Below are 26,779 nucleotides of genomic sequence, written 5' to 3'. Positions count from 1 at the left end.
CCGTATACTGACACCTGTATTCTGCAGGCGTCAGCATATTTAGTTTGATTTGAATTCGTTCTTCGTTATAAAAACGAATAAATTCCTCAATTCGCCTTTGTGCCTCTTCTAGGCTTCGTATATCATAAGGGTAGAGTGCTTCTGCTTTCAAATGGGAGAAGAAGCTCTCCATAGCGGCATTGTCCAAACAATTGCCGCGTCGTGACATGCTGATCTTGGCGCCAACCGTAGGCAGCATGTCATGGTAATCATGGGACGTGTACTGGAAGCCTTGATCGCTGTGAACGATCAGTCCGGTCACGTCCTTATGATGGTTAAAAGCTTTCCTAAAGGTATTCAGCACCAACTCATTGTCATTTCGTACGCTCATATGGAAGGCAACGATGTCTTTTCCGTATAAATCTTTGATAATAAATGCGTGAATCGCCAACACGGTACTGTGTAACATCAGTGACCCATTTTTGATTTGGTTTGTCCGCTGAAAAGTCCCTATCTAATAGGTTTAGGGCAACACGACCATCCGATTTTGCTGACTGATAAGGATTAAAATAAGGGCGTTTTGCACGAATAATGGTTCCCTCATGAGACGCAAAACCTTCTTGTGATTGGCAACAATACCATACTGACGGGCAAGCTCGCCTCGAATTCTTCGATAACCATATATACGCCCTCGCTGCTCGTAGATGGACTGAATTTGTTGCTTGATTTCGCTATCTACATTTTGTTTCTTCCGTTCAAGGTGACGATAGAAAGCGCTCCTCCAGACCCCCAGTGCCTCGCAAAGTTGAGTAATAGGATAGATCACCGACAACTCCTCTATGATGGCATATTTGCCCTTTACACCTCCCGTTTCCAGATTTCCAAGCACTTTTTTAGCATCTCATTCTCCCGCTTAAGCTTGTTTACTTGCCGATCTTGGTCCATGTAGTTATCGCGTCGTCCCCGCTGATCGAGTAGTCCAAATTCCCCCAATTGCTTATATTTCTGCATCCATCGCTTTACACGATCTTTGTCATAAATGTTTAAATGCTCCGTAATCTGGCGGTACGTCCATCCTTCCTCGACGTGTAGTCGAATTGCTTCTGTTTTTACTTCCAAACTGTAAGTGTTCAACTTCTGTCCCTTTGCCACTGGCATAAAGAATGCACCCCCTATAGTAAAACATCGGTTTTCCCTAGGGGTTTTTCCAATGTCTACTTTAAGGGGTGCACAATATTATGCGGTGCGGCTTTTTTTGTTTGTGAGGAACATCACTGACCGCATCTGTCAGGGATAGTGGTGCAGTATGAAACGGAATACAGCAAAGGAGGACAAGCCGGAAGGAGGAGAACGCGCTCCCGCTTCCGCAAACAAGCTCTCGAGCGAATATCAGAGGCTCGCCCAAGCCTTGCTTGATGCAGTGGAGACCCAATGGACCGATGCCGGCTTGCTGCAGTCCAAGTCCGTGAACGGTGAGAACTGGTCCAACGGAGGTTCCCTGCGTCTGATCATTCAGCATGAAGTACACTACCGCGGACAAATGACAGTCCTGATGCGTCAAGCAGGATTGCGTCCGGCAGGGATATGCGGTCCTACGCGAGAAGACTGGATCGAGAAAGGGCAGCAGCCTTCCCTTTGCTTCGATTTTGCGAACCGGGACATGGTATACTGATGGAAAAGCTGATTGACAGGAAAGCAGGATACGCATGAAGATCAGAAAGTGGAGTGCTGACGAAGCGATGCTCATGGATCTGTTGTTGCTAGCCGACCCCTCCCCCAATTTGTGGAGGAATATGTCAACAGAGGGGAATGTTATATTGCGAAAGACGAGGGTCAGGCAATCGGGGTGTACGTTTTGCTTCCGACAAGACCGGGAACCGTTGAACTGGTCAATATTGCCGTTGACGAGCAGCATAAGGGGAAAGGAATCGGGAAGCGGCTCGTGACCCATGCCATTCAACAGGCAAAATTCAAGGGTTACAAAACCATCGAAGTCGGAACGGGAAACTCAAGCATCGGGCAACTGGCCCTGTATCAAAAATGCCGATTTCGAATCACGGGAATTGACAGGGACTTATTTGTCAGACATTATCCGCAGGAGATTTTTGAACAGGGGATACAGTGCCGGGATATGGTGCGCTTATCCCGGGATTTGTGAATTGGAAGAGCCTGCTGTATACGGGCTCTTTTTTCTTGAGATCGTGTAACGACAGCCTTGTCGAATGAAACCATCGGCTGGTGAACAGAAAACACTGGAATGAATGCGAACGATTGTTCTATAATGACAGAATAAGAAAGCGAGTGTAACCCAACGAAACAGGAAGATGAGCAGAAGGAAGGTGTAGGCATGATGACTGACCGGTATGCAGAAATTGACGGGGTGATCGCATATATTCACGAGCAAATCTATGAACCGCTTCCGCTTTCCCGGCTAGCCAGCTATGCGGGTTACAGTCCATACCATTTCACCCGCATTTTTAAAGAAAGAACCGGCCTCTCTCCCCTCTACTACGTCTCTTCCCTCCGATTGCAAAAGGCAAAGGATTTATTGCTGCAGACAAATTTAAGTGTTCGCGATATCGGATTGGAGATCGGGCAGCAGAGTCTGGGTACCTTCACCACCCGCTTCACCGAACGGGTGGGCGTGACACCGACTCACTTTCGCAACTCTGCGCTGGAAGCGGACAATCTCTTTCATTCGTTGAAGGATCTGGATGATTGGCCTATGTTTCATCGGACCGCAGACACTCATTTCAGGGTAGAAGGGACCGTCGATTCGGCGATCCCTTTTGAGGGCGTCATTTTAATCGGCCTATTTGCCAAACCGATTCCGGAAGGACGCCCCTTGTACGGTACGCTGTTGTCGTCTCTGGGGAATTTTTGCTTTACGGGCGTCAAACCGGGCACGTATTACCTGATGGCCACATCGGTCTCTTGGGGAATGCAGGCGATGGATTTTCTGCTGCCGCACACCACCTTGCGCGCCCGAGTGAAGGAGCCAATCATCGTTGGACCCTACGCTCCCGTGCCCCATCAGCAAGTGGTGCTGCAGCTGCCCCGGCCGGACGATCCTCCCATTCTGGTATCCATTCCGCTATTGATGCAAAGTTTTCTCGGCAAGGTGTACCAAAACAGCAATCGATAAGAAACCATATTTTTTGCTCCGTGCTAGGATAGGTGCAGGGCTGAAGATCGTTACGCCCTCTACAAACAAGAGAAAAGGAGCAAAGAGAAATGAAATTGGTGGAGAGCAAAGCCGAAAAAGTGACGGAAACTTCAGACATAAGGAAAAGTGTGCCGTGGCTTTACTTCGTGATCTTTTTTTCCGTGCTGAACGAATCGGTATTCAACGTAGCCACCCCCAGCATTGCCAAGCAGTTTGCTTTGGATGCAGCCGGTGTTAGCTGGGTGGTTACGATTTTCTTCATCGTCTTCGGTATGGGGATGGTTATTTTTGGAAAACTCTCTGATATGTACAGTATCAAAAAGCTGATTACGATCGGAATCGCCCTTTACAGCCTGGGGTCGATTCTTGGTTTTGCCCTGCAATCCTGGTACCCCGCAGTCATTTTATCCAGGGCGATGCAAGGGGCCGGCGGATCTGCGATTCCGGCATTGGTCTTTGCCTTGGTGGCGCGTTTTTTTACTTCGGACGAACGCGGCAAATTGTTTGGTGTGATTACATCGACCGCATCCTTCGCGGTTGGAATCGGTCCGGTCCTCGGCGGTTACATCGCAGGAACGTTCAACTGGGCATACTTGTTCCTCATCCCGCTTCCTGTCCTTGTCGCCATACCCTTTTTTCAAAAGCTGCTGCCGACGGAACAGCGCAGGGCGGGCAGGCTGGATGTTATAGGGGCGCTGCTTTTGGGGATTGTCGTGTCGATGCTGATCTTGTTTACGACAGAAGCGCGCTGGCTCTATCTGTGTACGGCTTTCATCACTCTCGTCTTCTTTATCGTTCACATCCGCCGGGCGAAGGAGCCGTTTGTCGATCCCGCCCTGTTTGCCAATCCGCTGTACCGAAGCGGGCTCGTGATCGGCTTTCTGATCTTCGGCACCGTCATGTCCGTGATGTTTGTCATTCCGCTGATGCTGCATAACATGTACGACTTGAGCGCGGACAAAATCGGACTCATCATGTTTCCTGGAGCGATCAGCGCGGTCGTCTTCGGCAGGGTGGCCGGTCACATGACGGTCAGACTGGGCAGTCATTTTGTCGTGTACCTGGGGCTGGCCCTGATTGCGCTTAGCCTGCTGCTGCAATCTTCAACGATCGGGCTGTGGGTGTGGTACATCGGGGTCGCGCTCATCATGATGTACATCGGATTTTCTTTCTTGCAGACCGCGTTAGCGGAAAGTGTGACGCAAATCCTGCCCGTTCACCAGATCGGCGTCGGCATGGGGTTTTATAATATGACCTCGACGATCTCCGGGGCAGTCGTGACGGCGCTCGTCGCCAAAGCGATGGAGCAAAAGCTGTTTGCCTTTCCGCTGCATCCCTTGATTTCGGACTCGGATGCCTATTTGTACGGCAATCTGCTTCTGACCGTATGCTTTGTCGTCGTCCCCGTCGCTCTTTTCTATTTCTTCTCTTTTGGCAAAAAAGTTCCGCAGTCGATCAACGAACCAACCTAACTTTTGTGAAACAAGGCCACGTGAAACGCAAATGATTTTTATGCAGAAACATTGACTGGTCCAGGTTTTTCTACCAGGCATTGGCTTTTTAGGCTTCCCAGATTATGTGGACATGGCGGCAAATAAAGAAAGGCAAAAGCGCCCGGTTTGGACGCCGGCTTTTTCCCGTTCACCCAGGCGAACCCGGTTTTTTTGCAGGTCCTCCTTTTTGTCGCTCTTTTATGGTAAAATTAATAGGTTGCAATGGATGAAATGCTCCTGCCCCCAGGAGCCTTTTTTCTACGACAGGAGGACGAAGGGATGTACCTGAAACGCTTGGAATTAATCGGGTTTAAATCGTTCGCGGACCGCACCGAGCTGGAGTTTGTCCCGGGCGTAACGGCAGTCGTCGGACCGAACGGCAGCGGCAAGAGCAATGTGTCCGATGCGATCCGCTGGGTGCTGGGGGAGCAGAGCGCCAAGTCGCTGCGCGGGGCAAAGATGGAGGATATCATTTTTGCCGGAAGCGATACGCGCAAGCCGGTCAACTTCGCGGAAGTGTCCCTCACCCTGGACAACTCCGACGGCTCACTAGATCTGGAGTACTCCGAAGTGACCGTGACACGGCGCGTGTACCGTTCAGGCGAGAGCGAGTATTCGATTAATAAGCGTCCTTGCCGCCTGAAAGACATTATGGAATTGTTTATGGACACAGGCGTGGGGAAAGAAGCCTACTCCATTATTGGACAAGGCCGGATCGAAGAAATCCTCAGTACGAAAGCGGAGGACCGCCGCGGCATTTTTGAGGAAGCGGCGGGAATCGTCAAATATAAAAACCGCAAGCGGGAAGCGGAGAAAAGACTGGAAGAGACCGAACAAAACCTCGTACGCATCCACGATATCGTCAGCGAAATCGACGAGCAGGCGGGGCCGCTTGCCGAGCAGGCCGAAACGGCGAAAACCTATCAAGCGCTGCATCAGCAGCTGGTCGAACACGAAGTGTCCCTATACGTGCAGCAGATTGAGGCGACCCACGAAAAATGGCAGCGTTCAAGCGAACAGGTGGCCGGCTTGCAAAACGAGCTCATCCAGCTGTCCGCCACCTCCAGTACCCGGGAAGCGGAGCTGGAGCAGGCAAAGTTGAAGGTGCACGAGATCGACCAATCGATTGAAGAACTGCAGCAGGTGCTTCTTTCCGTCAGTGAAGAAACGGAGAAGGTGGAAGGCCAGCGGGAAGTGCTGCGTGAACGCAAGCGCAACCTGGCGGCCAATCGGCAGCAGACGATGGAACAGCTGCACCGGCTGACGGAAAAACAGCGCAGTCTGGAAGAAGAGCTGGCCGAACAGAACAAGCTGAAGCAGGAGGCCGAGCTGCGCCTTGCGGAAGCCGAGGCTGCGCTTCAAAAGGCACAGGAGAATTACAGCGAGATGCTGCAAGCGCTGACGGACGACGTCGACGCGCTGAAGAGCGATTACTTTGAAAAGCTGAATCAGACGGCCAACCTGCGCAACGATATGCGCCACCAACAGCAGATTCTGCAGACACATCAGGCGCGCGTGGATCGCCTGACCCAGGAAAAAGCGCGGCTTGACCAGGAAGAGGCCCAGCGGCAGGAAAAGCTGGCCCTCTGCCAGCAGGAGTTGGCCGAAGTCGAACAGGCGATCAATGAAACACTAGCCGCCTACTAGGCGCTGATGGACGGCGTGCGGGAGCGGCAAGCCAGGATAGACAGTGCGCGGAGCGAATTGCACCAGCTGGAGCAGCGGAGGGAAGCTGCCAAGTCTCGTCTCGCCTTGCTAAAAGAGATGCAGGCGGAATTCGCCGGTTTTGGACAAGGGGTCAAAGAAATTCTGAAGGCGCGGGAAAAAGGGTTCAAGGGGGTCCATGGCGCGGTTGCCGAGCTGTTGTCCGTGCCGCAGAAGGTGGAGACCGCCGTCGAAGTGGCGCTGGGCGGCGCACTGCAGAACGTCGTGGTCGATGACGAGCGGGCCGGACGCGAGGCGATCGCCTATCTGAAAAAACAAAACCTCGGCCGTGCCACCTTTCTTCCGCTGGACGTCATCCGCTCCCGTTCGCTTGCGGAGAGCGACCGCCGCCTGCTGGCCAAAGAGGAAGGCGTCGTCGGCATTGCCAGCGAGCTCGTCTCCTTTGCCGAGCCCTACCGGGCGATTATCGAGTCGATGCTCGGCACAGTGATCGTCACGGTTACCCTGGAGCAGGCCAACCGCGTGGCCCGGGCCTGCGGTTATCGCTACCGGGTCGTCACTCTGGAGGGAGATCTGGTCAATGCCGGCGGCTCGATGACCGGAGGTGCACTGAAAAAGAATTCGGCCAACCTGCTGGGGCGCGGACGTCAGGCGGAAGAGCTGGAGACGATGCTTGCTGAGATCGACCAGTCGATTCAGCAGCAGGTGGGGCTGATCCAGGAACTGCAGCAGGAAGCGGCGAAGATGGAAGCCGAGCAAGAAGAGCTGCGGAGCCGGGGAGAAAGCCTGCGCTTGAAGGAGCAGGAGCAGAAGGGCGTGCTGCAGCAGATCGAGTCGGAGGGGCGGACCCTGTCCGAGCGATTGTTCTTGCTCACCCAGGATCTCGACGGTTACCGTCAGGAAATGAAGCTGGCCGAGGAAAAACGGGCCAAGCTGGACGAACAGCTGGAGCTTTTGGCGAAGGAAGAACAGGAACTCAGCGCCCGGATTGCCGCAGCGGAAAGCAAACGGCTCGAACAGCTTAACAATAAGGAAGAGATGAATGAGCAGATCACCGGGCTGAAGGTGCTGGTCGCCCAGGTGAAGGAGGAACATCGCTCCCGCGTCGAACAGACGGACCGTCTGGCGCAGGAACTGGCGGCGCTGAAGCGGGAATGGGAAGAGGCCAATCGAACTTTGGCCTCCTATGACGAACTGGAAGGGACCAATGACTCCTCTACTGTCGAACTGGACGAGCGGATTGCCGAGCTTCGCCGGGACAAGGAGAATGTGTCCGCCTTGATCGCCGAGCGGCGGGGAGACCGGGCCACTCTGTTTGCCCAGCAGGAACAAGTGGAACTTGAGACGAAGGAAATTCGTAAACAAGTAAAAGCGCTGGAAGAGAAGCTGCACCAGGAAGAAGTGAAGACCAACCGCTACGACGTCGAGCTGGATCACCTGCTCGGCAAGCTCTCGGAAGAGTACGAACTGAGCTTTGAGCTGGCCAAGGAGAAGTACCCGCCCAAAGGAGACATCGGCGAGCTGCAGCAGGTCGTCAACCGGCTGAAAAAGGAGATCGCCGCCCTTGGCACAGTCAATCTGGGGGCGATCGAAGAGTACGAGCGGCTGTCCGAGCGGCTGCAGTTTTTGAGCAGCCAGGAAGCGGATTTGAATGAAGCAAAAGAGATGCTCTACCAGGTGATCGCCGAGATGGACGAAGAGATGTCCCGCCGCTTCCAGCAGACCTTCGAGGAGATTCGCGAACAGTTCCAGGACGTGTTTGTGCAGCTGTTTGGCGGGGGGCGGGCCGATCTGATGCTGTCCCAGCCGGACAATCTGCTCGAGACGGGGATCGACATCGTCGCTCAGCCGCCGGGGAAAAAATTGCAAAATCTCGCTCTCCTCTCGGGCGGCGAGCGGGCGTTTACGGCGATGGCGCTGCTGTTTGCCATCCTGCGGGTCAAACCGGTGCCGTTCTGCGTGCTTGACGAGGTAGAAGCGGCATTGGATGAGGCCAACGTTGCCCGCTTTGCCGAGTACATGCACCACTTCAGCAGCCAGACCCAGTTCATCTGCGTCACGCACCGCAAGGGGACGATGGAGAGCGCGGATGTGCTGTACGGCATCACGATGCAGGAAAGCGGAGTTTCCAAGCTGGTGTCGGTCCGCCTGGAAGAGACGAAAAAATTCATCGAGAATGTGTCATAAGCAGTGCCGGATCCATTTTTCGGCGAAGAGGGGGATACCTGTGAGTTTTTTTAAGAAATTACGCGACGCCATCGTGCAAAAATCGGAGGCGGTCACACAGAAGTTTACACAAGGGCTGACGAAAACGCGCGACGTCCTCGTCGGCAAAGTGGAAGAATTGATTCGCCGGTACAAAAAAATCGACGAAGATTTCTTCGAGGAACTGGAAGAGATCTTGATCGGCGCCGACGTCGGCGTCACCACCGTCATGGAGCTGATCGACGAGCTGCGGGATGAGGTGCGCAAGCGTAAAATCGAGGAAGCCGCTGACCTGCAGCCGATCCTCTCGGAAAAATTGGTCGCCCTGCTGCAGGGCGGCGGCAGTGAGCGGGATACCTCGCTCAACATTCACCCCGGCCAGCTCAACGTCATCCTGTTCGTTGGCGTAAACGGCGTCGGCAAGACGACGACGATCGGCAAGATGGCACACATGCTGAAACAGCAGGGGAATAAGGTCCTGCTGGCGGCCGGCGACACCTTCCGCGCGGCTGCGATCGAGCAGCTGGAGGTATGGGGCGGACGGGTCGGAGTGGATGTGATCAAGCACCAGCAGGGAGCGGATCCGGCGGCGGTGATTTACGACGCCGTGCAGGCGGCCAAGTCCCGCGGGGTCGATGTGCTGCTGTGCGACACGGCCGGACGCCTGCAAAACAAAGTCAACCTGATGGAGGAGCTGGCCAAGGTGTACCGCGTGCTGCAGCGGGAAATTCCCGGCGCCCCGCACGAGGTGCTGCTCGTCCTCGACGCCACGACCGGCCAAAATGCGATGTCCCAGGCGAAGACGTTTGGCCAGTCGGCGGGCGTGACCGGGATCGTCCTGACCAAGCTGGACGGGACGGCGAAAGGCGGCATCGTCATCGCCATTCGGAACGAGTTGAACCTGCCGGTGAAATACGTCGGCCTGGGTGAAAAGATGGACGATTTGCAGCCGTTTGATCCGGAACAGTTCGTCCACGCCTTGTTCGCCGGAGTGATGGACGACGAGGCGAAAACAGGCGAGTAAAACAGCAAAACTCTTGTCAACAAAAACACTTGACAGTGGGCATGGAATTGGATAGTATAGTATCTGGTTCTGTAAAGTGATTTCCCTTTACAGTGATGCAACCGCGGATCTTTTAAGCAAAGGATTGGTTTCATGCTTGAGAAGACCAATCAAGTGAATCTCTTGTTTGACTTTTACGCGCCGCTGTTAAAAGGAAAACAGCGGGAATACCTGGAATTGTACTATCTGGACGACCTGTCGCTGAGCGAGATTGCAGAGATGCACGAAGTGAGCCGCCAGGCGGTTTACGACCACATCAAACGCGCTGAAAAGCAGCTGTTTGAGTACGAAGAAAAGCTGCAGCTTGCTACCAGGCACCGGCGGCGTCAGAATGTGATTTCCCAGGCGATCCTGCTGGCCGAAGCGACGGAAGAGAGCAAGCAGAGAGAGGAACTCCTATCTTTGCTCCGCCAACTGTCAGAGATGGATTAGGAGGGGCTGGCATGGCCTTTGAAAGCTTAGCAAGCCGGTTGCAAAGTGCATTTGACAAACTGCGCGGCAGAGGGAAGATCGACGAACAGGCAGTCAATGAAGCGATGCGGGAAGTTCGCCTCGCCTTGCTGGAAGCCGACGTCAACTTCAAAGTGGTAAAAGACTTTGTCGCACGGGTGAAAGAACGGGCGATTGGCCAAGAGGTGCTGAAGAGCTTAACCCCGGGGCAGATGGTCATCAAGGTAGTCAATGAAGAGTTGACTGAGCTGATGGGCGGCAATGTCGCCAAGATAGCCGTTGCAGCCAAACCGCCGACCGTCGTGATGATGGTGGGCCTGCAGGGGGCCGGTAAGACGACCACCACCGGCAAGCTGGCCAAGTACCTGCAAAAGCAAAACCGCAAACCGCTGTTAGTGGCGGGTGACATCTACCGCCCGGCTGCGATCAAGCAGCTGCAGGTGCTGGGCGAACAGGTGAAAGCGCCTGTGTTTACCTTGGGCGACCAGGTCAGCCCGGTCGAAATCGCCAGACAGGCGATTGAACACGCAAAAGAAAATCATCTCGACTACGTCTTGATTGATACGGCCGGACGCCTGCACATCGATGAAGTTCTGATGGATGAGCTGAAACAGGTGCGGGATGTGGCGAAGCCGGACGAGATTCTCCTTGTCGTCGACGCCATGACCGGACAAGATGCGGTCAATGTGGCGGAGAGCTTCAACCAGCAGCTGGAATTGACCGGCGTGATCCTGACCAAGCTGGACGGGGATACCCGCGGCGGCGCTGCCCTGTCAGTCAAGGCAGTCACCGGACAGCCGATCAAGTTTGCCGGGATGGGCGAAAAGCTGGACAGCCTCGAACCGTTTCATCCGGATCGGATGGCTTCGCGGATTCTCGGCATGGGCGATGTGCTCAGCCTGATCGAGAAGGCCCAGGAAGCGGTCGACACCGAGAAGGCCAAAGAGATGGAGAGGCAGATGCGTCAAGGGGAGTTTACCTTTGACATGTTCCTCGACTCCATGCAGCAGATGCGCAAGCTGGGTCCGCTGGAGGACATTCTCGGAATGATGCCGGGGATGAACAAGATGAAAGACCTGAAGGTGGATGAAAAGCAGCTCGGGCGCGTCGAGGCGATCGTCAAGTCGATGACGCTGACGGAGCGGGCCAATCCCGACCTGCTCAACGCCAGCCGCCGCAAGCGGATTGCCGCCGGAAGCGGCACGAGCGTTCAGGAAGTCAACCGTTTCATCAAGCAGTTTGAAGAAATGAAGAAGATGATGAAACAGTTCACCGGGATGGCGGACAAGATGCAGAAAAAAAGCAAGAAAAAAGGGTTCGGCCTGCCGTTTATGGGCAAGTCGGCCGGCAACCTGCCGCTGAAGGAGCGGGGGCCCGGTTTCCCGTTTAACTTCAAACCGCCATTTAAATAAGAGGATGCTTGAACTCTCTTCGCGAACAGGTGCCTGCCGCACTTCACGCGATAGTTCAGATACAGCCAGTGCAACGTGTATGCGTTGATTGATATAGGAGGTGAACATCATGGCAGTAAAAATCCGTCTGAAGCGTATGGGTTCGAAAAAAGCTCCGTTCTACCGCGTAGTAGTAGCTGACTCCCGTTCCCCTCGCGATGGCCGTTTTATTGAAGAAATCGGTTACTACAATCCGATCGCTCAACCGGCTGTTGTCAAAATTGACAGCGAAAAGGCTGTGCAATGGATTTTGAACGGTGCAGCTCCGACTGATACCGTGCGCAATCTGCTGTCCAAAGCAGGCGTCATGGCAAAAGTACATGAAGCCAAATACGGGAAATAAGGAACTCTGACGGAGGTCATGATATGAAAGAGTTGGTCGAAACGATCGCAAAGGCTCTCGTTGATCATCCGGAAGAGATTCGTGTCAACGCAGTGGAAAAGGACCGGTTGGTTGTCTTTGAATTGTCCGTACACCCCGAGGATATGGGGAAGATTATCGGGAAGCAAGGACGGATCGCCAAAGCCCTGCGTACAGTAGTGAATGCGGCTGCCGTGCAAGCGGACAAACGCGTCACGGTAGAAATCGTATGAAAAAGGCTGGGGCACCCCCAGTCTTTTTTTGCTATCCAAAGCGCCTCTACAAAGGAGGGATCTGATGCTGACGATTACGACTCCCGTACAGGTAAAGGTGATCCTGACAGAAGCCTCCCGCGCCCTGCTGCTCGCCGAGTATCGCCGGCAGGTCAGGCAGCTTCAGCAGGAACTGGAGCAGTGGCAATTTCAGGGCAAGAAGCTGTTGTCAGAGGCCAAGAAGCAAAGCGACGGGTCCCAGCTGGTAAGAGAACGGGTGGCCCGGGAAGAGCGCGTTCGCAAGGAAAAATTGGAGCTGCTTCAGTTCCAAATCAAGCAGGTGGAGAATCTGCCGGAGGGAAGCGAGATCTACCACACGACGGTAGAGAGCAGCATAGAGATCAAGGTAGGCGAGCGCTGGGATGAAATAATGGAAGGAACGGAAATCATTTTAAAAGATGGTGTCATCCATGAAATTCGCCGAGGAGTGAAGCCGACGTGAGTGAGACACGCTATTTTTTGATAGGCAAGCTGGTCAACACCCAGGGACTGCGCGGGGAGGTCCGGGTGATCCCGACGACCGACTTTCCCGAGGAGCGCTTTCGGGTCGGCAGCGAAATGTACCTGTTTCACGACTCGCTGCCACAGCCGTTAAAGCTTGAAGTGGCTTCCCGCCGCACCCACAAAGGGTTTGAGATCATCAGCTTCAAGGGGTACCCATCCATCAACGATGTGGAGAAGTTCAAAGGCGGCGAGCTGAAGGTGTCGGAAGACCAGTTGATGGAACTGGAAGAGGACGAATTTTACATTCACCAGCTGGTCGGCTGCGATGTGTTCACAGACGAGGGCGAGCCGCTTGGAAAACTCGTTGACGTGCTGCAGCCGGGAGCAAACGACGTCTGGGTGGTGCGCGGAGAGCGCGGAGAAATTCTGCTTCCGTTTATTGACGATTGCATCAAAGAAGTGGATGTAGGTAACAAGCGGATTGTTTGTCATTTGATGGAAGGTTTGCTGTAGGAGGAAAGAGCATGCGCATTGACATCCTGACGCTGTTTCCCGAGATGTTTTCCGGGGTACTTGGCTCCAGTATCTTGGGCAAAGCAGCGGAAAAGGGCATCGTACAGTTTGGCTTGATCAATTTTCGCGATTTCTCCGAGAGTAAACACGGTACGGTGGACGACACTCCTTACGGGGGCGGGGGCGGGATGGTACTCAAGCCGGAGCCGCTGTTCCGGGCTGTAGAGGCGGTAGCCGGCCAGGCGAAACCGCGCGTCATCCTGATGTGTCCGCAGGGGAGGCGCTACGACCAGCGGCTGGCCGAAGAGCTGGCGGCCGAGCAGCACCTCGTGCTTATTTGCGGTCACTATGAAGGGTATGACGAGCGCATTCGCCAGCATCTGGTGACAGATGAGATCTCGATCGGAGATTACGTCTTGACCGGCGGAGAACTGGCTGCGATGGTGGTGATTGACAGTGTTGTCCGGCTGCAGCCGGGCGCGCTGGGCAATGAACAGTCGGCGCTGACGGATTCCTTTACCACCGGTCTGCTGGAGCACCCCCACTACACCCGTCCGGCTGAATTTCGCGGCTGGCAGGTGCCGGAGGTGCTGCTTTCGGGTCATCACGCCAACATCGAGCGCTGGCGGCTGAAGGAGTCCCTTCGCCGCACACTGGAACGCCGCCCGGAGCTGCTCGCGCAGATGGAACTGACCCAAGAGATGCAGCAGCTGCTCGCAGAGATTGAAGCAGAGCGGAGGGAAGAAAGTACCGGGGGGCAGGATTAGCCCTTGTAGTCGGTTCCCATGTGTGTTATTATACTAATCGTGGCAATTTTGCCCGCTGACTAAGGCGGTCCGCTACTCGTACGTCAGCCAAAGGATGCTGACGGTTAACCAGGCGAGTAAGAACGTCTGATCGGAAGGAGGGAATAAAATGAATCAAGTGATCCGTGAATTAGAAAAAGAACAATTAAAACAGGATCTTCCTGCGTTCCGACCAGGTGATACCGTACGTGTACACGTAAAGGTTATTGAAGGTCAGCGCGAGCGTATCCAGTTGTTTGAAGGCGTGGTCATCCGCCGTCGCGGCACAGGTATCAGCGAGACTTTCACCGTTCGTAAAATTTCGTACGGTGTGGGTGTAGAACGTACTTTCCCGCTGCATTCGCCAAAAATCGATAAGCTCGAAGTAGTGCGCAAAGGCCGTGTTCGCCGTGCGAAGCTGTACTACCTGCGTGATCGTGTGGGCAAGGCTGCACGCATCAAGGAAATTCGTCGATAAGAAGCAAGACGGTCGTTTTGCTTTCAAGAAAAAGGGGGTCTGGATTCCAGTCCTCCTTTTTTTCCCATTGATTGAAATTGGATGCGCAGGAGGGATTGTACATGAGTGAAGAAGCTACCTCCAGCCGAGGCAAGAGTGAAGCGTGGGAATGGATTAAGGCACTCGCTATCGCAATCGTGCTGGCTTTATTGATTCGCGGCTTCTTGTTCGCTCCGTTCATCGTTGAAGGGGAATCAATGGAGTCAACTTTACATAATGAAGAGAAGCTGGTTGTCAACAAGGCAGTGTACTATCTGCACCCTCCTGAGCGGGGAGATATCATCGTCTTTCACGCCGAGGCCAAACGCGATTACATAAAGCGGGTAATCGGACTCGCTGGCGATACGGTTGAAATGCGCAATGATACCCTCTACATCAATGGTCAACCGGTCGATGAGCCGTACCTGGCAGAGAATAAGCAAAAAGCCGAAGCGGCTGGTCTGGAATGGACAGCCGACTTTCAACCGGTGAAGATTCCGGAAGGCTACATCTGGGTAATGGGGGATAACCGCCCCAACAGCAAGGACAGCCGGATGATCGGGCCGGTTGAACTGAAGGCAGTGGTTGGACGGGCCGAATTTGTCTTTTGGCCGCTGGGTCACATCAGAATGACTCGTTAACAAGCATGAGGAGGCAGGTGGAGCAGCGATGACGATCCAATGGTTTCCCGGCCACATGGCCAAAGCGCGCCGCCAGGTTACGGAGAGGCTGGGACAAATCGATGTCGTAATTGAACTGCTTGACGCCAGGCTGCCGCTGTCAAGCCGCAATCCGATGATTGATGAAATCGTCGGCGATAAACCTCGTCTCATTTTATTAAACAAAGCCGATTTGGCCGACGAAGCTGTCACAAAGGAATGGATGGAATACTTTCGCCTGCGCGGTATCCGTACCTTGCCCATCGATGCCCTCAGCGGCAAAGGGGTAAACAAGCTGCCTGGCATGTGCAGGGAGCTCGCCTCCGATATGCTGCAGAAGCGGGCCGAGCGGGGAATGCAGGGCCGGGCCGTGCGGATTATGATTCTGGGTATTCCCAATGTGGGCAAGTCATCCCTGCTTAACCGTCTGGCCAAGCGCTCGGTGGCTCAGACCGGCGATCGTCCGGCTGTCACAAAGGCGCAGCAGTGGGTGAAAATGGGAGATTCTCTTGAGCTTCTCGACACCCCGGGAATTCTTTGGCCAAAGTTCGAGGATCAGCAGGTGGGACTTCGGTTGGCCGCGAGCGGGGCAATCAAGGATGAGCTGATTGACTTTACCGATGTCGCGCTGTTTGTGATTCGTTACATGATGCAGTACTATCCGGAGCGGCTGCTTGAGCGATTCAAACTGAAACAGCTGCCTGAAGACCGCGTGGACATGCTGGCCGAAATAGGAAAAAAACGGGGCTGCCTGATTGGCGGCGGCGAGATTGACTACGATAAAGCAGCAGAGATTTTCTTAAGGGAGCTGCGTTCGGGGAAGCTGGGGAGTATCTCTCTGGAGCGGCCCGCAGACTGGCAGGAATCAGAGGAAGCGTAACATTTATTTGCGGCATCGCCTAACTCCGTCTACCATGATAGGTAAGCGGAGTTTTTCGCTTTCAGCAGTCAGTACATAGGAGAGAACGGTCAATGAAGATTGAAAATATGTCGATAACAGAAATACGGGAGTATCTTTTACGGCAGGAAGCGGTCTCCGCGTCTGTGCTGAAGCAGCTGCTCGCCGACCAGCGCAAAGGTGTCGTCGAGCTCGCACGGCAGTTGACGCAGCGGCAAGAGCGGCAGGCCAAGCTGGCCGCGAAATGGGAAGAGATGACGCAGTATGAACGAGCATGCCGACAGCAAGGGAAAAACATCGTTGTCGGCATTGATGAAGTGGGCCGGGGACCGCTGGCCGGGCCGGTTGTCGCCGCTGCGGTCGCGTTGAAGGAGGACTTTTATCTCCCCGGTCTGGACGACTCGAAAAAGGTGCCGGAAGCAATGCGTCAGGCTTTTTATGAAGTGATCATGCGGGAAGCGCAGTACGTGGGGATCGGCATCGTATCTGCCGAGAGAATAGACGAGATCAACATATTGGAAGCGACACGGGAAGCGATGCGGCACGCGGTCTTCGAGGCGGGCACGCGACCGGATATCTGCTTGATTGACGCGGTGCAGATTCCGGACTTTCCGTTCGAACAACAGGCGATCATCGGCGGGGATGGAAAGAGCGTCTCGATTGCCGCCGCTTCCATCGTGGCCAAGGTAACGCGGGACAGGCTGATGGCAGAGTATTCGCTGCTCTACCCGGAGTACGGCTTCGAGAAGAACGCCGGTTATGGCACGGAAGAGCATTTGCGGGCCCTGCGTTTGGTCGGACCTTCCCCGATACATCGGCGAACATTTGGCGCTGTCAAGGAACTGGCTGCCCAGTAGGCATGCCAAAGGAGGGGTTGCACCATGTTTCAGGCTGCACAACTGATCACTTCCGTTTTGAATCGAGCGGCATCACCCGGGCAAAAACAGCTGGAATTAACACCTGGGCAGGTAGTCGCAGGGCGTGTCGTCAGGCTGCTGCCTGACAGCCAGGCACTGGTTCAAGTCGGCGGCACACAGGTATTGGCGAAGCTGGAAACACCGCTGGAGGCAGGACGGACCGCGTGGCTGCAGGTACAGCCATCCGGCAGCCCCGTGACGCTTAAAGTCTTGCACACCGCGGATGAGACCGGCCAGCAGCCATCGGCAGGGGCTCTGCTGCGCACGCTGGGAATTGCCGACACGGCACAGAGCAGAGCGCTGGTGGCGGCGTTGATCCAGCAGCATCTTCCGGTGTCAAGGGAGTCAATCAGCGCTTTTCTCGCTGCTGCGCAGCGCCTCGGCGGCATGGACGATGGTCTCGTCGAAGCTTTTTTACTGGCGGTCAGGCGCAATCTTCCCGTGACGGATAGTGTGCTGGCCGGGCTTCGGGCGTTTTTTTCGGGCGATTCGCTGGTGGAGTCCATCGGCTCCTTCGGCAGGCAGGCTGAGCTTTTTTTGCAAACGCATAGCAGCGGCGCCGCAGGAGAAAGCCGGGTGGCATCGGCAAATGGACTGCCGCAGCTAATCGCCGCCTTGCGGGGAAAATTGGCAGAGCTTCCGGTCGATTTGTCGCAGCTGAGCTCGCGGGCAGGCCAGACAGCGAAAGAATTGCCGCCCACGCCGTCTGCCTTGCTGCCAGCGTCACAGTCACAAGCTTCTGCTGCACCCGGGATCGCAGCGCCCTCGTTGCCGGGCGGGCTGCAAGTGGCTATGGGCCAGCCCACAGGGAGAGAGTACCCTGTTCCACCGGCACAGGCCGGACAGTCAGTGCAGCCGGGACAGGCCGGAGCGGAAGGCTCTCCGCTTGCGGGCCGTTTTGCTGCCGGTGGACTTGCCCCGGGCACGAATGGACTTGGTTCTGTATCTTCTGCTGACGTGGTCGCGGAGGCTGAGACCCGGCCGGCAGCCAAGCCGGAGATCAGGCCTGGTGTCAATTCTCAGAATTTGGTGAGCGGACAGCAGCCAAGCTATCCGATCGCCAGCGGGTCCGCCAGCGTTCTTCCCGCTTCTTCGGGCATGCCGGACAGTAGCAAAGCATGGGTTCGGGCAGCGGGCTTGGGTACGCCGGACCCTGTCCGTACGCAAGCGGAAAATCCCTTACAGCAGTCGGCAGCGTCCCGATCGACGGGGCAGCCCGATCAGACCTCCGTGCAGCAGCCAAGCCAAATCCCCGCTTCTGCTGAGGATCACCTAGGCCCAGCCTCAGCTGAACAGCGAAAGGGAGAGCAGCTCAGGGAGCTGTTCCACAACTTGGGGATGCGGCATGAAAGGGAGATTGCGCAGAGCCAGATCCAGCTTGGAGGGCGCTTTGCTGCGGACAGCCGCTTGGAGACAGTCAAGGGAATGCTGCTGCAGGTGCTCCAGCAGCATGCGGACGCATTGCCGGCTGGCCTGCGCCAGTCAGCGGAAAACTTGCTGCAGCAGATTACCGGTCAGCAGCTGATGCTGATTCAGCCTGGCAGTCAATCAATCTCACAGGTTGTCATGCAGATACCGCTGCGAACCGAGCAGGGTGAGCAGACGGCGTTCGTGCAGATCGAGTCTCGCAGACAGGGCGGCGGACAGCTCGACCCGGAAAACTGCCGCCTTTTCTTCAATCTCGATTTGGACGCATTGGGCGTAACGATGATCGACGTCAACATCGTCAACCGGATTGTCAATGTGAGCATTTTTAACGACCAGCCGTGGCTGGATCCCCTTGTCCATGGTGCAAAACAGGCATTTGCCAGGCAGCTGGGCGAGGTTGGCTACCAGCTGTCCGGTTTGCGCGTTCAGCCTATTCCGGCGGAGGCGGGAGATGTACCGGGGAGCGCAGAAGTCAAGGCGGGTCTGTTTGCCCGCTATGAAGGGGTGGATTTGCGCATATGAACCGTCCACCGCAACCAGGGCAGTTCGGTAAGAAGGCCGTGGCCCTTCGCTACCGGGCGGAGATGGCGGAGGCGCCCAAAGTTGTCGCCAAAGGCAAAGGATTTGTGGCGGAGAACATCCTGCAGCGGGCCAAGGAGCTCCAGATACCGATTCAGGAAGACCCCTCGCTCGTCGAGATGCTGAGCAAGCTGGACGTGAATCAGCAAATCCCGCCGGAACTGTACCAAGTCGTAGCGGAAATACTCGCTTTCGTATACCGCATGGACAAGGCGGGCGGGAAGTGAGCAGGTGGAGAGCAAGGCTGGGCAAAAAGGGGGAGCAGCTGGCAGCGGAGCATCTGCTGACAAAGGGCTACTCCATCCTCGGGCAGAACGTGCGGTTTGCCTCCGGGGAGATTGATATCGTCGCAGTTGACGGGAATACGTTGGTGATTGTGGAGGTGCGCACCCGCAGCAGCGATCGGTACGGTACTCCAGCCGAATCAATTACCTGGCAAAAGCAATGCAAACTGCGCGAGTTGGCCTTGCTCTATCTCAAGCAGCAGCGGCGAAGACAGCCTATTCGCTTTGACATCGTGGCCATCTTGTACAAGGATTCTGCGACCTTTGAACTGAAGCACATCGCAGGTGCGTTCTAGAATTAGGCGGTTTGATTTGGGGGAGTGTCTACAGCAGCCCCTGCCAGCGCTGCGTATGATGTAGTGTACTCGACGCGATGAACTCCTCCAATAGCAACATTTTTTTAGCCTTTCGCATCACTGCGGAAGGTCTTTTTTTTGCGTGCGGCTCTGTCTTTTTGTAGCCTGGAATCAGGAGGAGAAAAGACATGTACGCACAAACCTGCTCTGGGACGATTTTCGGAATCGAGGGAATGATGGTCACGGTGGAGGTGGATATCTCCAACGGACTGCCGTATTTTGAAGTGGTCGGATTGGGCGGCTCTGCAATCAAAGAGGCCCGCGACCGCGTCCGCGCCGCCCTGCGCAATGGCGGCTTCGAATTTCCGCTTGAGCGGATTACCGTCAACCTGGCACCGGCCGATTTGCGCAAAGAGGGGTCGGCGTTTGATCTGGCGATTGCGATCGGCATTTTGCTCGCCTCCAAGCAGCTAAAGCCGGCAAAGACCCGTACGCTTGTACTGGGGGAATTGGCCTTGGACGGTTCGTTGAGACCGGTGCCGGGCGTACTGCCGATCCTGCTTGCCGCCAAAGAGCATCATTTTACAGACGTCGTCCTGCCCGAGTCAAATCGGGAGGAAGCCCTGCTTGTCGACCTCAACGTCAAGTCAGCGGGCCACCTGCGCGAGGCGGTCCGGCTCTACAGCAGAGAGTTGCCCGGGCCCCCGGCGGAAGCGGAATCGGATCATCCGGTTCGGGTCTCCCCGGCACTGACGGTCAAGGTGAATGATCAGCAGCGCAATCGGCAGCAGACGCATGGCGACTTTGCCGACGTGATTGGCCAGGCGTACGCCAAGCGGGGCCTGGAAGTAGCAGCCGCCGGTTTTCACAACGTCCTTCTGATCGGGCAGCCCGGGTCGGGGAAGACGCTGATGGCCAACTGCCTGCCGTCAATTATGCCGGAGATGGTCCAGGAAGAGTCGCTGGAAGTAACCAAGATCTACAGTATCGCCGGATTTCTCACCAGCAAGAGCGGTTTGGTGACCGAGCGTCCGTTTCGCGCTCCCCACCACACGATCACGGCCGCAGCGCTGATCGGCGGCGGCGCCCAGACGCCTCGTCCGGGAGAGTGCAGTCTGGCCCACGGCGGCATCTTGTTTCTCGACGAACTGCCGGAGTTCTCCCGGCACGTGCTCGAAGTGCTGCGCCAGCCGCTGGAATCGGGACAGGTCACGATCGGACGGGCCCGGCAGGTGTTCTCCTACCCGGCACGATTTCTGCTGGTGGGCTCGATGAACCCGTGTCCGTGCGAATAACACCTTTGGAAAACGAATACTCAATGGAAAGCGAAGCCCTTGGTCTACCGCCGTCGCCGTCATCTAGTGTATGGACCACGATTTTGTTTACTAAGGCTTTTATTACTTCACGTTTCGTTACAAATGATGGATCCTCTGATAATTTTCTTCGCAACGATGTTAATAACTCGAAAGCATTGGTCATTTTTGATTCAAACTCAACATCAACTCTAATCTGCTGCTCTAATTCACGGACACGCTCTTCCAGAAAGGTTTTTTCCTGATTGATTTTTGAAATTTGGCTTTCAAGGTCTGTAAAGGAAATGAGTTTCTTACGGAATAGGTCAAGCATACTTTGCCGTTCATATTCTTTGTCTAGGAGAGATTTTTGGATAGCTTGCTTTTCAGACTCCAAGGAGATTTTCTCCGATTGTTTTTCTTCTACGCCGGCGGCCAATTGATTCAGCGCCTCCCCTGGCTCGTTAATATAGGCCAAACAATCTTGCCATACCATCTCTTCAATCCACTGCTGAGGTACGTTTTTGGCCTTGCATTTACCTTGCATTGGTCCACGGTATGCATGTTTCCCATTGCAAATGTAGTAGCCCTTTAATACCCTGCGTGGCTGATGTGAAGTATAAAAAGCTGTGCCGATATAAGTCAGGCCGCAACACCCGCATTTGATTAGCCCACGGAGCAAGTAATTACGTTTAGAGTTCCTGACGCCTTCTAGCTGATTGTCCCGGAGAACCTTTTGCGCCTTCTCCCAAATTTCTTCGCTGATGATGGCCGGCACTTCCCGTTCGATAATCTCACGTTCTTTCTTTGTCCTTTTTCCGTATAGGTGGATCCCTTTATACGTGCTGTTCACGACTATGTTGCGGATACGACTCGGGCGCCAAATGCCGGCGGTATTTTCTTTTCGTTTCCCTTTTTTGACAAGTCGCCCATCTTTGACATAAGAAGGAGGAACCCCCATGCTATTAAGCAAATCAGCAATTGTTATACAGGAATCTCCATGATTGGCCAAACGATTAAAGATCAAGCGAATTACATCAGCTTCACTCATGTAAAAGCTGGGAATTGGGTTCTCGTTTACCTCGAGGAAGCCGTCCTCGTTTTTCCTGTAGCCGTAAGGGACGATCCCGCCGAGCCACTTTCCTTTACGGGCGGCACGATTCGCTCCATGCCACATGGTTTCCAGGAGTGTCTCTCTGTCCAGCTCTGCTACGCCGGCGAGGATGGTTAAAAGGAAACGACCGTTAGCGTCACCAGTGTCAAACGGTTCAGTCATGCTTCGGATTTTTACACCGTATTTCTCCAGTTCATACACAGAATTAAGAATTACTCGAGCCGAACGTCCGAGGCGCTTCAAGTTAAAAATAAGTAATAGCTTGATCTTCCCGGCTTTTGCTGCTTCAATCAACCGTCTTCCTTCTGGCCTGTCTTCTAATGGAATGGTTCCGGTTATCCCGTCATCCTTAAACCAATCCTCGATCTCCAACTTGTGCAAATCGCAATATTTCGTCGCGAATTCCACTTGGTTTTCTATAGTTTCGCGTTCTTGTTGATCTTCTGAAGAGACACGCGTATAAACTGCAACTGGTAGGTTAGTGACAAAGGACTGTCCAATCATATATATCACCTGCTGTTGAAAAATATATTGTAATCATTTACCTAAACAGATTAATTGACCTCAAACCTAAGCCATTCTCCTTTTGGACAAGATATTATTTTGAATTTTTCTCATTCGCTCTTCACATAGTTCTGGTGTTACCTTAAAACGGTCCGAAAGACGGTCGATAATATACGGTTCTCGTAAGTTAAGATCTTTTAACATATGTAGGGGGAGAGCTGCGTATCTGGTAAAATTCCTGGCATCCCATTCCTGCAGCTCACGAAATGCTTCTGGCATCATTATCTGCCGACCGGCATGACGTAGGATATGGCATAACTCGTGGTAAAAGTGCTCCCTTTGGACTTTTAATGGGAGCCTTTTGTCTATTGTGATGCTCCTAAATCGACCCAATTCATACGACATTGACGGTACTTCTTTATAAAAAAGAAAGATGTTAAGAGTACGTGCAATTCGTTGTTCATTCAGACTTTCCGGCTGCGAAATCCCTAACTTCTCGTAAAAATGCGACACCCATGATTCAAGTGGAGTGGGGGAGTACATAATTATCATGACTGGTTCACCTCTACTTCGAATATACGTTCGCATTTATGGGTAAAAAAGAAAGCCAAATAGGCTAGTAGTATTATACTATTTGGTGTAAAATTTTACTATCTTTTGTCGTTTATAAAAGTTATAGTGGCAAGTTTCACAATTTTATGTCGGACTACAGAATTTACGGTTTTTTGAAAAAAACACTTAGATTTAACTGTTTGAGTTCAGATCATCAAAAGTAAATTCAAAGCTTTTTTACAGATAGAGAAAGCTAGGTATCGACTGATCGACTATCGATACAGTTTTCCTAAAACGTTTACTAAAATGAAAAGACATTAATCAAACAAATAAGCATTTTTGGATAACAAAATTAAGGACGAGTAAAATTATTAGAGGGATGACCTAATGGAGGACCTACTTACAAAATTATTATCATTTTGGCAAGTTCCAACCATCGTTATTTCAATCGTGGCAATTAGCCTTAAAGTGATTCCATCATTACCAGTGACTTTTTTAACAGCTCAAGAGATTGAGAAAAAGATATACACAAAAGAACAGCGTCTGCTTCATCAAATTATTCACTATTTATTTAGTATGACATTGGTCACAGTATTCATGGTTCCTATTGGAGATTATTTTACTAATAATACTCAATGGTACCACCCCTCAATTGGATTAGTTGCTCTAATCTATACTATATTTTTCTTCTATCTAATATTCTGGATGGCTTCCAAGCGGTTTAAAATTACTGACATTGTTAAGGTAAGAAATCGAGGACTTTTTTTGCTAGCAACAGTTATATACCTAGTGACGACCATAGTCCTCCCGCCATATTTCACCGGATCGATTATTGGGCCAATGTATCCAGAAAAGCAAGAAATAGTATCATCTGAATATCTTATAATGTTAGTTTTAATTTTCTTTTTTTACTCCTTCTTTATTGTGATTATGTTAAAACCAATAAACAAAGTACTTGCTTTTAAAACAGAAAAGGTCGTTTCAATTGAGATAGAGAAGGGAGACTATATTGAAAAATGGTATTTGTTATACCCTGTTAGAACTGATGCTTTTCTTATTGGTGATCATTACATGCCTGAAGTTTGCAAAAGAAACAGGATTATAACAAGAGATGTGTTGTTTGGAAAAGAATTTATTATCGAAAATCTTGAGGATATAAAAAGAAATTCCGGTGTTAAGAGCGCTCTAAACAAAGAGAAATCCATAGATCAATGATAGGAGGCTCTATAGTTTTGCAATTATGTATTTAGAATCTTGGTTTTAAAATTTGTGACTACAGATAGGTAAATATAGATTTTCCAAATACAGGAGGATATATGCGAAAATACTTTGAGTTTGCTGTCGATAATATCGTGAAATTTGGTGATACGGACATTTTCCCGTACCCAATCGAGAATCATATGTTTCATGATATGAAATCTGAGACTGTTGAACTATTATTACAAATATTTGCTGATTTTGAAAGTTTTGTCGTAAAAAATTCTCCATTGAATGCAAGTATGCTAGCTCCTGCCGGTTATACAGGATTTAGATGGGCAACACAAATTGATCCTATTTGGAATGCATATTTGCTAGGATTAGTACTTGCTTTAGCAGATAAAATTGAGAAAGCAAGAATTCCAAAAGAGAGAAACAAAGTTTTTTCATATAGAATAAAACTTGACGAGAATGAGAAGACGATTTTTGACGAGAATTTTGGTTGGATTCAGTTTCAAGAAACATCCATAGAAATGGCCAGGAAGTATAAGTACGTCCTAATATGTGATTTGTCACATTTTTATTCTAATATCTATCACCATAGACTAGAGAATTCACTTGCAAGGTTAGAAGTGTCAGATAAACGCATGGAAAAGAATATTATGGAATTACTTCAACGGTTTTCTAATATTAAATCTTACGGTCTTCCAATTGGAGGACAGGCTGCAAGAATTCTAGCGGAATTTTTATTAAATAGAACAGATAGATTATTAAGTACAAAATCAATTGAATTCTGTCGGTATGTTGATGATTATCACATTTTTGCTAATTCGGAAAACGAATTATACGAACATTTACTTTATCTTTCAAAAATACTTATTGAAAATGAAGGGTTATCATTACAAAAGTCAAAAACACGAATCATTAATTCAGAGGAATTTATATCCTCAGTTAGGTATTCTATTCGAGGTGCTGATCAAGAAACACCAGTAAGGCAAAATTTATTTTCGATTAAACTAAAATATGATCCTTACTCTTTAACTGCGGTCGAAGATTACGAGGCTTTAAAAGACCAAATAGCAAAACTCGATATTGTTGGTATATTGAGTGAGGAACTAAATAAGAGTAGAATTCATTCTCCAACAATGAAAAAGTTAATAAGATCAATAAAATATTTAGAGTATGAAGTTAAAAATTCAACGATCAAAGCATTAATAGAAAATTTGAATATTCTAGTCCCAGTTTTTCCTAATGTAATGATTTTAATTAACGACATATTTAGTGAACTTAGTAAAGAGTTACAAAATCAGATTTGTACGTTGTTACAAAAACTTATTAAAGAAAAAACGTTTATTATGCAAGTTGAATTAAATTTAGCTTATGCCATTAGGGTGTTATCGCATGTAAATAGTGACGAAAATGAAGCTCTACTAATTAATGTTTATAGTAATACTAATAGTAGATTAATAAAACGAGATATAATCTTAATACTAGCTAAATGGGGAGCAGATTTTTGGATATCAGACTTGAAAAATAGATATCATAGTTTAGATCTTTGGGAAAAGCGAAGTTTTATCATGGCTAGCTATTATTTAGGTGATGAGGGAAGGCACTGGAGGGATCATTTTAAAGATGAATTCTCACCAATCGACAAGTTATATAGGGATTGGGTTGCAAAAAAGAAGCAGCAAAATCAAGGGTGGACTCTGCCAATATGATAAGCGAAAAACAATTTATTAATAATTTTAACTTTTTTTGGAGTAGTCTTCTGCCAACCAGTAGTTTACTAATTAAAAAAATTAACGAAGAGTTATATATCAGAGAATATGATTACTTACAAAGTTCTATAGTCGGACGGAGGCGTTCACTATTAAGCTACATAAGTTTTCAATTGTTTATTAAAGCTTCAGAAAAAATGATAGAACTCGACCACTTTCCATTTGATGAATACAAGATAATTGAAGAAAAGTATATAAAGCAGTTCTCAGAACTTGAAGAGGATGATCCCGAAATAACCGACCCCCTCATAATTCATGAGTATAACGAGGCACTAGTTTTGGCAAATAGGTTATTTTCATACTTCTCAAAAGTACAAAATGGTAGCCTTGTTATTAATCCCTCGTTTCGAGGATGTGGATTTATCAATAATTGTTTTGGGGATGTTTTGGTAGACGATACATTGTTTGAGATCAAAATGGTAAATAGAAATTTCCGGGTACACGACTGTAAACAATTATTAACCTATTGCGCTTTAAATTATGCCTCTAATGAATATACAATCAAAAGAATTGCTTTATTTAATCCACGAAATGGAAAGATAACAACTTTTAATATCGATGAGTTTTGTTTGATGATGAGCGGAAAATCATCGACAGTATTATTGGGTGAAATTATTGAGTTTATTTCAGGGGGTGGAATATCGAGATAAAAATATTAATATATAGCAACAGGTATTCTATCCGGAGTAGTAATTTCAAAGCGAATGTCAATTTGGTAGGGTCTAAAGAGATTTTGATGTAAACATGTCTGTAAAAAATTACTCGGTTTTGACTTCTTTCTGAAGTCAACGTGTCAAGGAGAGTAAAGCGAAACGAACCCTTGACACGTTGGTGGAGAGAAGACAATCTCTATGAGGATGAAGCCTCTGTTAATGCTCTGGTTTATTAAGCTGAGATACTAAAATATAACGTCATGATTAAGCCTTTAATATGACAAA

29 protein-coding genes and 1 pseudogene are annotated in these 26,779 nt (G+C 51.1%); 25 read left to right on the top strand and 5 right to left on the bottom strand.

The annotated features are described in order from the left end of the window. The 3 genes from HGBM_RS30270 to HGBM_RS07530 all read right to left on the bottom strand — a co-directional run. Positions 1-448 (bottom strand): IS3 family transposase (locus tag HGBM_RS30270; RefSeq protein ID WP_147512823.1); only part of this gene is annotated, 448 nt, incomplete at its 3' end. Positions 449-502: 54 nt separating this feature from the next. Then, a complete protein-coding gene (locus HGBM_RS30265; protein ID WP_147512822.1) occupies positions 503-868 on the bottom strand; it encodes an IS3 family transposase in 366 nt (121 codons plus the stop codon). Next, positions 838-1,137 carry a helix-turn-helix domain-containing protein gene (locus HGBM_RS07530; RefSeq protein WP_019120481.1) on the bottom strand — a complete coding sequence of 100 codons (300 nt, stop codon included), beginning with the start codon at positions 1,135-1,137 and terminating at the stop codon, positions 838-840. The genes HGBM_RS30265 and HGBM_RS07530 overlap by 31 nt, the downstream gene beginning before the upstream one ends. A 148-nt stretch (positions 1,138-1,285) precedes the next feature. Here HGBM_RS07530 and HGBM_RS26935 point away from each other — a divergent pair, with 148 nt between their 5' ends. The 22 genes and pseudogenes from HGBM_RS26935 to HGBM_RS26920 all read left to right on the top strand — a co-directional run. Continuing rightward, complete coding sequence (locus HGBM_RS26935; protein ID WP_019120480.1) at positions 1,286-1,651, top strand: DinB family protein; 366 nt, start codon at positions 1,286-1,288, stop codon at positions 1,649-1,651. A gap of 111 nt (positions 1,652-1,762) precedes the next feature. Then, complete coding sequence (locus HGBM_RS26930) at positions 1,763-2,137, top strand: GNAT family N-acetyltransferase (protein ID WP_019120479.1); 375 nt, start codon at positions 1,763-1,765, stop codon at positions 2,135-2,137. 192 nt (positions 2,138-2,329) lie between these two features. Then, positions 2,330-3,124, top strand: a complete 795-nt coding sequence (locus tag HGBM_RS07515; RefSeq protein WP_026074262.1) for a helix-turn-helix transcriptional regulator — start codon at positions 2,330-2,332, stop codon at positions 3,122-3,124. 89 nt (positions 3,125-3,213) lie between these two features. Continuing rightward, positions 3,214-4,617, top strand: coding sequence for an MFS transporter (locus tag HGBM_RS07510; RefSeq protein WP_019120477.1), 1,404 nt, complete (start codon positions 3,214-3,216; stop codon positions 4,615-4,617). A gap of 300 nt (positions 4,618-4,917) precedes the next feature. Further along, positions 4,918-6,285 (top strand): chromosome segregation SMC family protein, encoded by a 1,368-nt coding sequence (locus tag HGBM_RS32435; RefSeq protein ID WP_019120476.1) that lies wholly within the window; start codon positions 4,918-4,920, stop codon positions 6,283-6,285. 15 nt (positions 6,286-6,300) lie between these two features. Continuing rightward, a complete protein-coding gene (smc, locus tag HGBM_RS32430; RefSeq protein WP_425358557.1) occupies positions 6,301-8,490 on the top strand; it encodes a chromosome segregation protein SMC in 2,190 nt (729 codons plus the stop codon). A 40-nt stretch (positions 8,491-8,530) separates the two neighbouring features. Then, entirely contained in the window at positions 8,531-9,532 is a 1,002-nt protein-coding gene (ftsY, locus tag HGBM_RS07500) for a signal recognition particle-docking protein FtsY (protein ID WP_019120474.1), read from the top strand. A gap of 132 nt (positions 9,533-9,664) precedes the next feature. Further along, positions 9,665-10,003 carry a YlxM family DNA-binding protein gene (ylxM, locus tag HGBM_RS07495; RefSeq protein ID WP_019120473.1) on the top strand — a complete coding sequence of 113 codons (339 nt, stop codon included), beginning with the start codon at positions 9,665-9,667 and terminating at the stop codon, positions 10,001-10,003. 11 nt (positions 10,004-10,014) lie between these two features. Then, positions 10,015-11,433, top strand: coding sequence for a signal recognition particle protein (gene ffh / locus HGBM_RS07490; RefSeq protein ID WP_019120472.1), 1,419 nt, complete (start codon positions 10,015-10,017; stop codon positions 11,431-11,433). 109 nt (positions 11,434-11,542) lie between these two features. Beyond that, positions 11,543-11,815: a 30S ribosomal protein S16 gene (gene rpsP, locus HGBM_RS07485; protein ID WP_019120471.1), complete on the top strand. Its 273-nt coding sequence runs from the start codon at positions 11,543-11,545 to the stop codon at positions 11,813-11,815. Positions 11,816-11,838: 23 nt separating this feature from the next. Next, complete coding sequence (locus HGBM_RS07480) at positions 11,839-12,066, top strand: KH domain-containing protein (protein ID WP_019120470.1); 228 nt, start codon at positions 11,839-11,841, stop codon at positions 12,064-12,066. 64 nt (positions 12,067-12,130) lie between these two features. Further along, positions 12,131-12,547, top strand: a complete 417-nt coding sequence (locus HGBM_RS07475) for a YlqD family protein (protein ID WP_019120469.1) — start codon at positions 12,131-12,133, stop codon at positions 12,545-12,547. After that, a complete protein-coding gene (rimM, locus tag HGBM_RS07470; RefSeq protein ID WP_019120468.1) occupies positions 12,544-13,062 on the top strand; it encodes a ribosome maturation factor RimM in 519 nt (172 codons plus the stop codon). The genes HGBM_RS07475 and rimM overlap by 4 nt, the downstream gene beginning before the upstream one ends. Before the next feature lie 11 nt (positions 13,063-13,073). Next, entirely contained in the window at positions 13,074-13,829 is a 756-nt protein-coding gene (gene trmD / locus HGBM_RS07465) for a tRNA (guanosine(37)-N1)-methyltransferase TrmD (protein ID WP_019120467.1), read from the top strand. Between the two features lie 148 nt (positions 13,830-13,977). Next, positions 13,978-14,325, top strand: coding sequence for a 50S ribosomal protein L19 (gene rplS, locus HGBM_RS07460; RefSeq protein ID WP_019120466.1), 348 nt, complete (start codon positions 13,978-13,980; stop codon positions 14,323-14,325). 101 nt (positions 14,326-14,426) lie between these two features. Continuing rightward, positions 14,427-14,984 carry a signal peptidase I gene (lepB, locus tag HGBM_RS07450; protein WP_019120464.1) on the top strand — a complete coding sequence of 186 codons (558 nt, stop codon included), beginning with the start codon at positions 14,427-14,429 and terminating at the stop codon, positions 14,982-14,984. Between the two features lie 28 nt (positions 14,985-15,012). Continuing rightward, positions 15,013-15,882: a ribosome biogenesis GTPase YlqF gene (ylqF, locus tag HGBM_RS07445; protein ID WP_019120463.1), complete on the top strand. Its 870-nt coding sequence runs from the start codon at positions 15,013-15,015 to the stop codon at positions 15,880-15,882. A 92-nt stretch (positions 15,883-15,974) separates the two neighbouring features. After that, on the top strand, positions 15,975-16,757 hold the full coding sequence (locus HGBM_RS07440; RefSeq protein ID WP_019120462.1) for a ribonuclease HII: 783 nt from the start codon (positions 15,975-15,977) through the stop codon (positions 16,755-16,757). A gap of 24 nt (positions 16,758-16,781) precedes the next feature. Next, on the top strand, positions 16,782-18,767 hold the full coding sequence (locus HGBM_RS07435; protein WP_019120461.1) for a hypothetical protein: 1,986 nt from the start codon (positions 16,782-16,784) through the stop codon (positions 18,765-18,767). Further along, positions 18,764-19,051, top strand: a complete 288-nt coding sequence (locus HGBM_RS07430) for an EscU/YscU/HrcU family type III secretion system export apparatus switch protein (RefSeq protein WP_019120460.1) — start codon at positions 18,764-18,766, stop codon at positions 19,049-19,051. Before HGBM_RS07435 ends, HGBM_RS07430 begins: the two co-directional genes overlap by 4 nt. Beyond that, the gene (locus HGBM_RS07425) at positions 19,048-19,404 is read left to right on the top strand and encodes a YraN family protein (protein ID WP_019120459.1); all 357 of its coding nucleotides are present in this window, start codon (positions 19,048-19,050) and stop codon (positions 19,402-19,404) included. Before HGBM_RS07430 ends, HGBM_RS07425 begins: the two co-directional genes overlap by 4 nt. A 188-nt stretch (positions 19,405-19,592) precedes the next feature. Continuing rightward, a pseudogene (locus HGBM_RS26920) lies at positions 19,593-20,693 on the top strand (YifB family Mg chelatase-like AAA ATPase); the annotation flags it as partial. On the opposite strand, the gene HGBM_RS07410 reads toward HGBM_RS26920, so the two are convergent. Both HGBM_RS07410 and HGBM_RS07405 read right to left on the bottom strand, forming a co-directional pair. After that, positions 20,614-22,314: a recombinase family protein gene (locus HGBM_RS07410; RefSeq protein WP_019120456.1), complete on the bottom strand. Its 1,701-nt coding sequence runs from the start codon at positions 22,312-22,314 to the stop codon at positions 20,614-20,616. The pseudogene HGBM_RS26920 and the gene HGBM_RS07410 sit on opposite strands and share 80 nt — an antisense overlap. A 66-nt stretch (positions 22,315-22,380) precedes the next feature. Further along, on the bottom strand, positions 22,381-22,857 hold the full coding sequence (locus HGBM_RS07405) for an ImmA/IrrE family metallo-endopeptidase (protein WP_342626535.1): 477 nt from the start codon (positions 22,855-22,857) through the stop codon (positions 22,381-22,383). 396 nt (positions 22,858-23,253) lie between these two features. Between HGBM_RS07405 and HGBM_RS07400 the strand changes: the two genes are divergently transcribed. The 3 genes from HGBM_RS07400 (at position 23,254) to HGBM_RS07390 (ending at position 26,491) form a co-directional block, all read left to right on the top strand. Then, a complete protein-coding gene (locus HGBM_RS07400) occupies positions 23,254-24,081 on the top strand; it encodes a hypothetical protein (RefSeq protein ID WP_019120454.1) in 828 nt (275 codons plus the stop codon). A gap of 101 nt (positions 24,082-24,182) precedes the next feature. Then, the gene (locus HGBM_RS07395) at positions 24,183-25,781 is read left to right on the top strand and encodes an RNA-directed DNA polymerase (RefSeq protein WP_019120453.1); all 1,599 of its coding nucleotides are present in this window, start codon (positions 24,183-24,185) and stop codon (positions 25,779-25,781) included. Further along, entirely contained in the window at positions 25,778-26,491 is a 714-nt protein-coding gene (locus HGBM_RS07390; RefSeq protein ID WP_019120452.1) for a hypothetical protein, read from the top strand. Before HGBM_RS07395 ends, HGBM_RS07390 begins: the two co-directional genes overlap by 4 nt. Positions 26,492-26,779 lie beyond the last annotated feature (288 nt).

Source organism: Brevibacillus massiliensis (genome assembly GCF_000311785.1).
Classification (GTDB): Bacteria; Bacillota; Bacilli; order Brevibacillales; family Brevibacillaceae; genus Brevibacillus_C; species Brevibacillus_C massiliensis.
This window is presented reverse-complemented; position numbering and strand designations above follow the sequence as displayed.

What these genes read in the sequence shown, in the direction of transcription:
- HGBM_RS07410 (WP_019120456.1), bottom strand. Translation starts at nt 22,314, where the DNA reads ATGATTGGACAGTCCTTTGTCACTAACCTACCAGTTGCAGTTTATACG.
- HGBM_RS07405 (WP_342626535.1), bottom strand. Translation starts at nt 22,857, where the DNA reads ATGTACTCCCCCACTCCACTTGAATCATGGGTGTCGCATTTTTACGAG.
- rplS (WP_019120466.1), top strand. Translation starts at nt 13,978, where the DNA reads ATGAATCAAGTGATCCGTGAATTAGAAAAAGAACAATTAAAACAGGAT.
- HGBM_RS07390 (WP_019120452.1), top strand. Translation starts at nt 25,778, where the DNA reads ATGATAAGCGAAAAACAATTTATTAATAATTTTAACTTTTTTTGGAGT.
- rpsP (WP_019120471.1), top strand. Translation starts at nt 11,543, where the DNA reads ATGGCAGTAAAAATCCGTCTGAAGCGTATGGGTTCGAAAAAAGCTCCG.
- HGBM_RS07480 (WP_019120470.1), top strand. Translation starts at nt 11,839, where the DNA reads ATGAAAGAGTTGGTCGAAACGATCGCAAAGGCTCTCGTTGATCATCCG.
- HGBM_RS26935 (WP_019120480.1), top strand. Translation starts at nt 1,286, where the DNA reads ATGAAACGGAATACAGCAAAGGAGGACAAGCCGGAAGGAGGAGAACGC.
- HGBM_RS07400 (WP_019120454.1), top strand. Translation starts at nt 23,254, where the DNA reads ATGGAGGACCTACTTACAAAATTATTATCATTTTGGCAAGTTCCAACC.
- lepB (WP_019120464.1), top strand. Translation starts at nt 14,427, where the DNA reads ATGAGTGAAGAAGCTACCTCCAGCCGAGGCAAGAGTGAAGCGTGGGAA.
- ffh (WP_019120472.1), top strand. Translation starts at nt 10,015, where the DNA reads ATGGCCTTTGAAAGCTTAGCAAGCCGGTTGCAAAGTGCATTTGACAAA.
- HGBM_RS07440 (WP_019120462.1), top strand. Translation starts at nt 15,975, where the DNA reads ATGAAGATTGAAAATATGTCGATAACAGAAATACGGGAGTATCTTTTA.
- ylxM (WP_019120473.1), top strand. Translation starts at nt 9,665, where the DNA reads ATGCTTGAGAAGACCAATCAAGTGAATCTCTTGTTTGACTTTTACGCG.
- HGBM_RS07510 (WP_019120477.1), top strand. Translation starts at nt 3,214, where the DNA reads ATGAAATTGGTGGAGAGCAAAGCCGAAAAAGTGACGGAAACTTCAGAC.
- ylqF (WP_019120463.1), top strand. Translation starts at nt 15,013, where the DNA reads ATGACGATCCAATGGTTTCCCGGCCACATGGCCAAAGCGCGCCGCCAG.
- trmD (WP_019120467.1), top strand. Translation starts at nt 13,074, where the DNA reads ATGCGCATTGACATCCTGACGCTGTTTCCCGAGATGTTTTCCGGGGTA.
- HGBM_RS32435 (WP_019120476.1), top strand. Translation starts at nt 4,918, where the DNA reads ATGTACCTGAAACGCTTGGAATTAATCGGGTTTAAATCGTTCGCGGAC.
- HGBM_RS07395 (WP_019120453.1), top strand. Translation starts at nt 24,183, where the DNA reads ATGCGAAAATACTTTGAGTTTGCTGTCGATAATATCGTGAAATTTGGT.
- HGBM_RS07530 (WP_019120481.1), bottom strand. Translation starts at nt 1,137, where the DNA reads ATGCCAGTGGCAAAGGGACAGAAGTTGAACACTTACAGTTTGGAAGTA.
- HGBM_RS07475 (WP_019120469.1), top strand. Translation starts at nt 12,131, where the DNA reads ATGCTGACGATTACGACTCCCGTACAGGTAAAGGTGATCCTGACAGAA.
- HGBM_RS07435 (WP_019120461.1), top strand. Translation starts at nt 16,782, where the DNA reads ATGTTTCAGGCTGCACAACTGATCACTTCCGTTTTGAATCGAGCGGCA.
- HGBM_RS07430 (WP_019120460.1), top strand. Translation starts at nt 18,764, where the DNA reads ATGAACCGTCCACCGCAACCAGGGCAGTTCGGTAAGAAGGCCGTGGCC.
- HGBM_RS07515 (WP_026074262.1), top strand. Translation starts at nt 2,330, where the DNA reads ATGACTGACCGGTATGCAGAAATTGACGGGGTGATCGCATATATTCAC.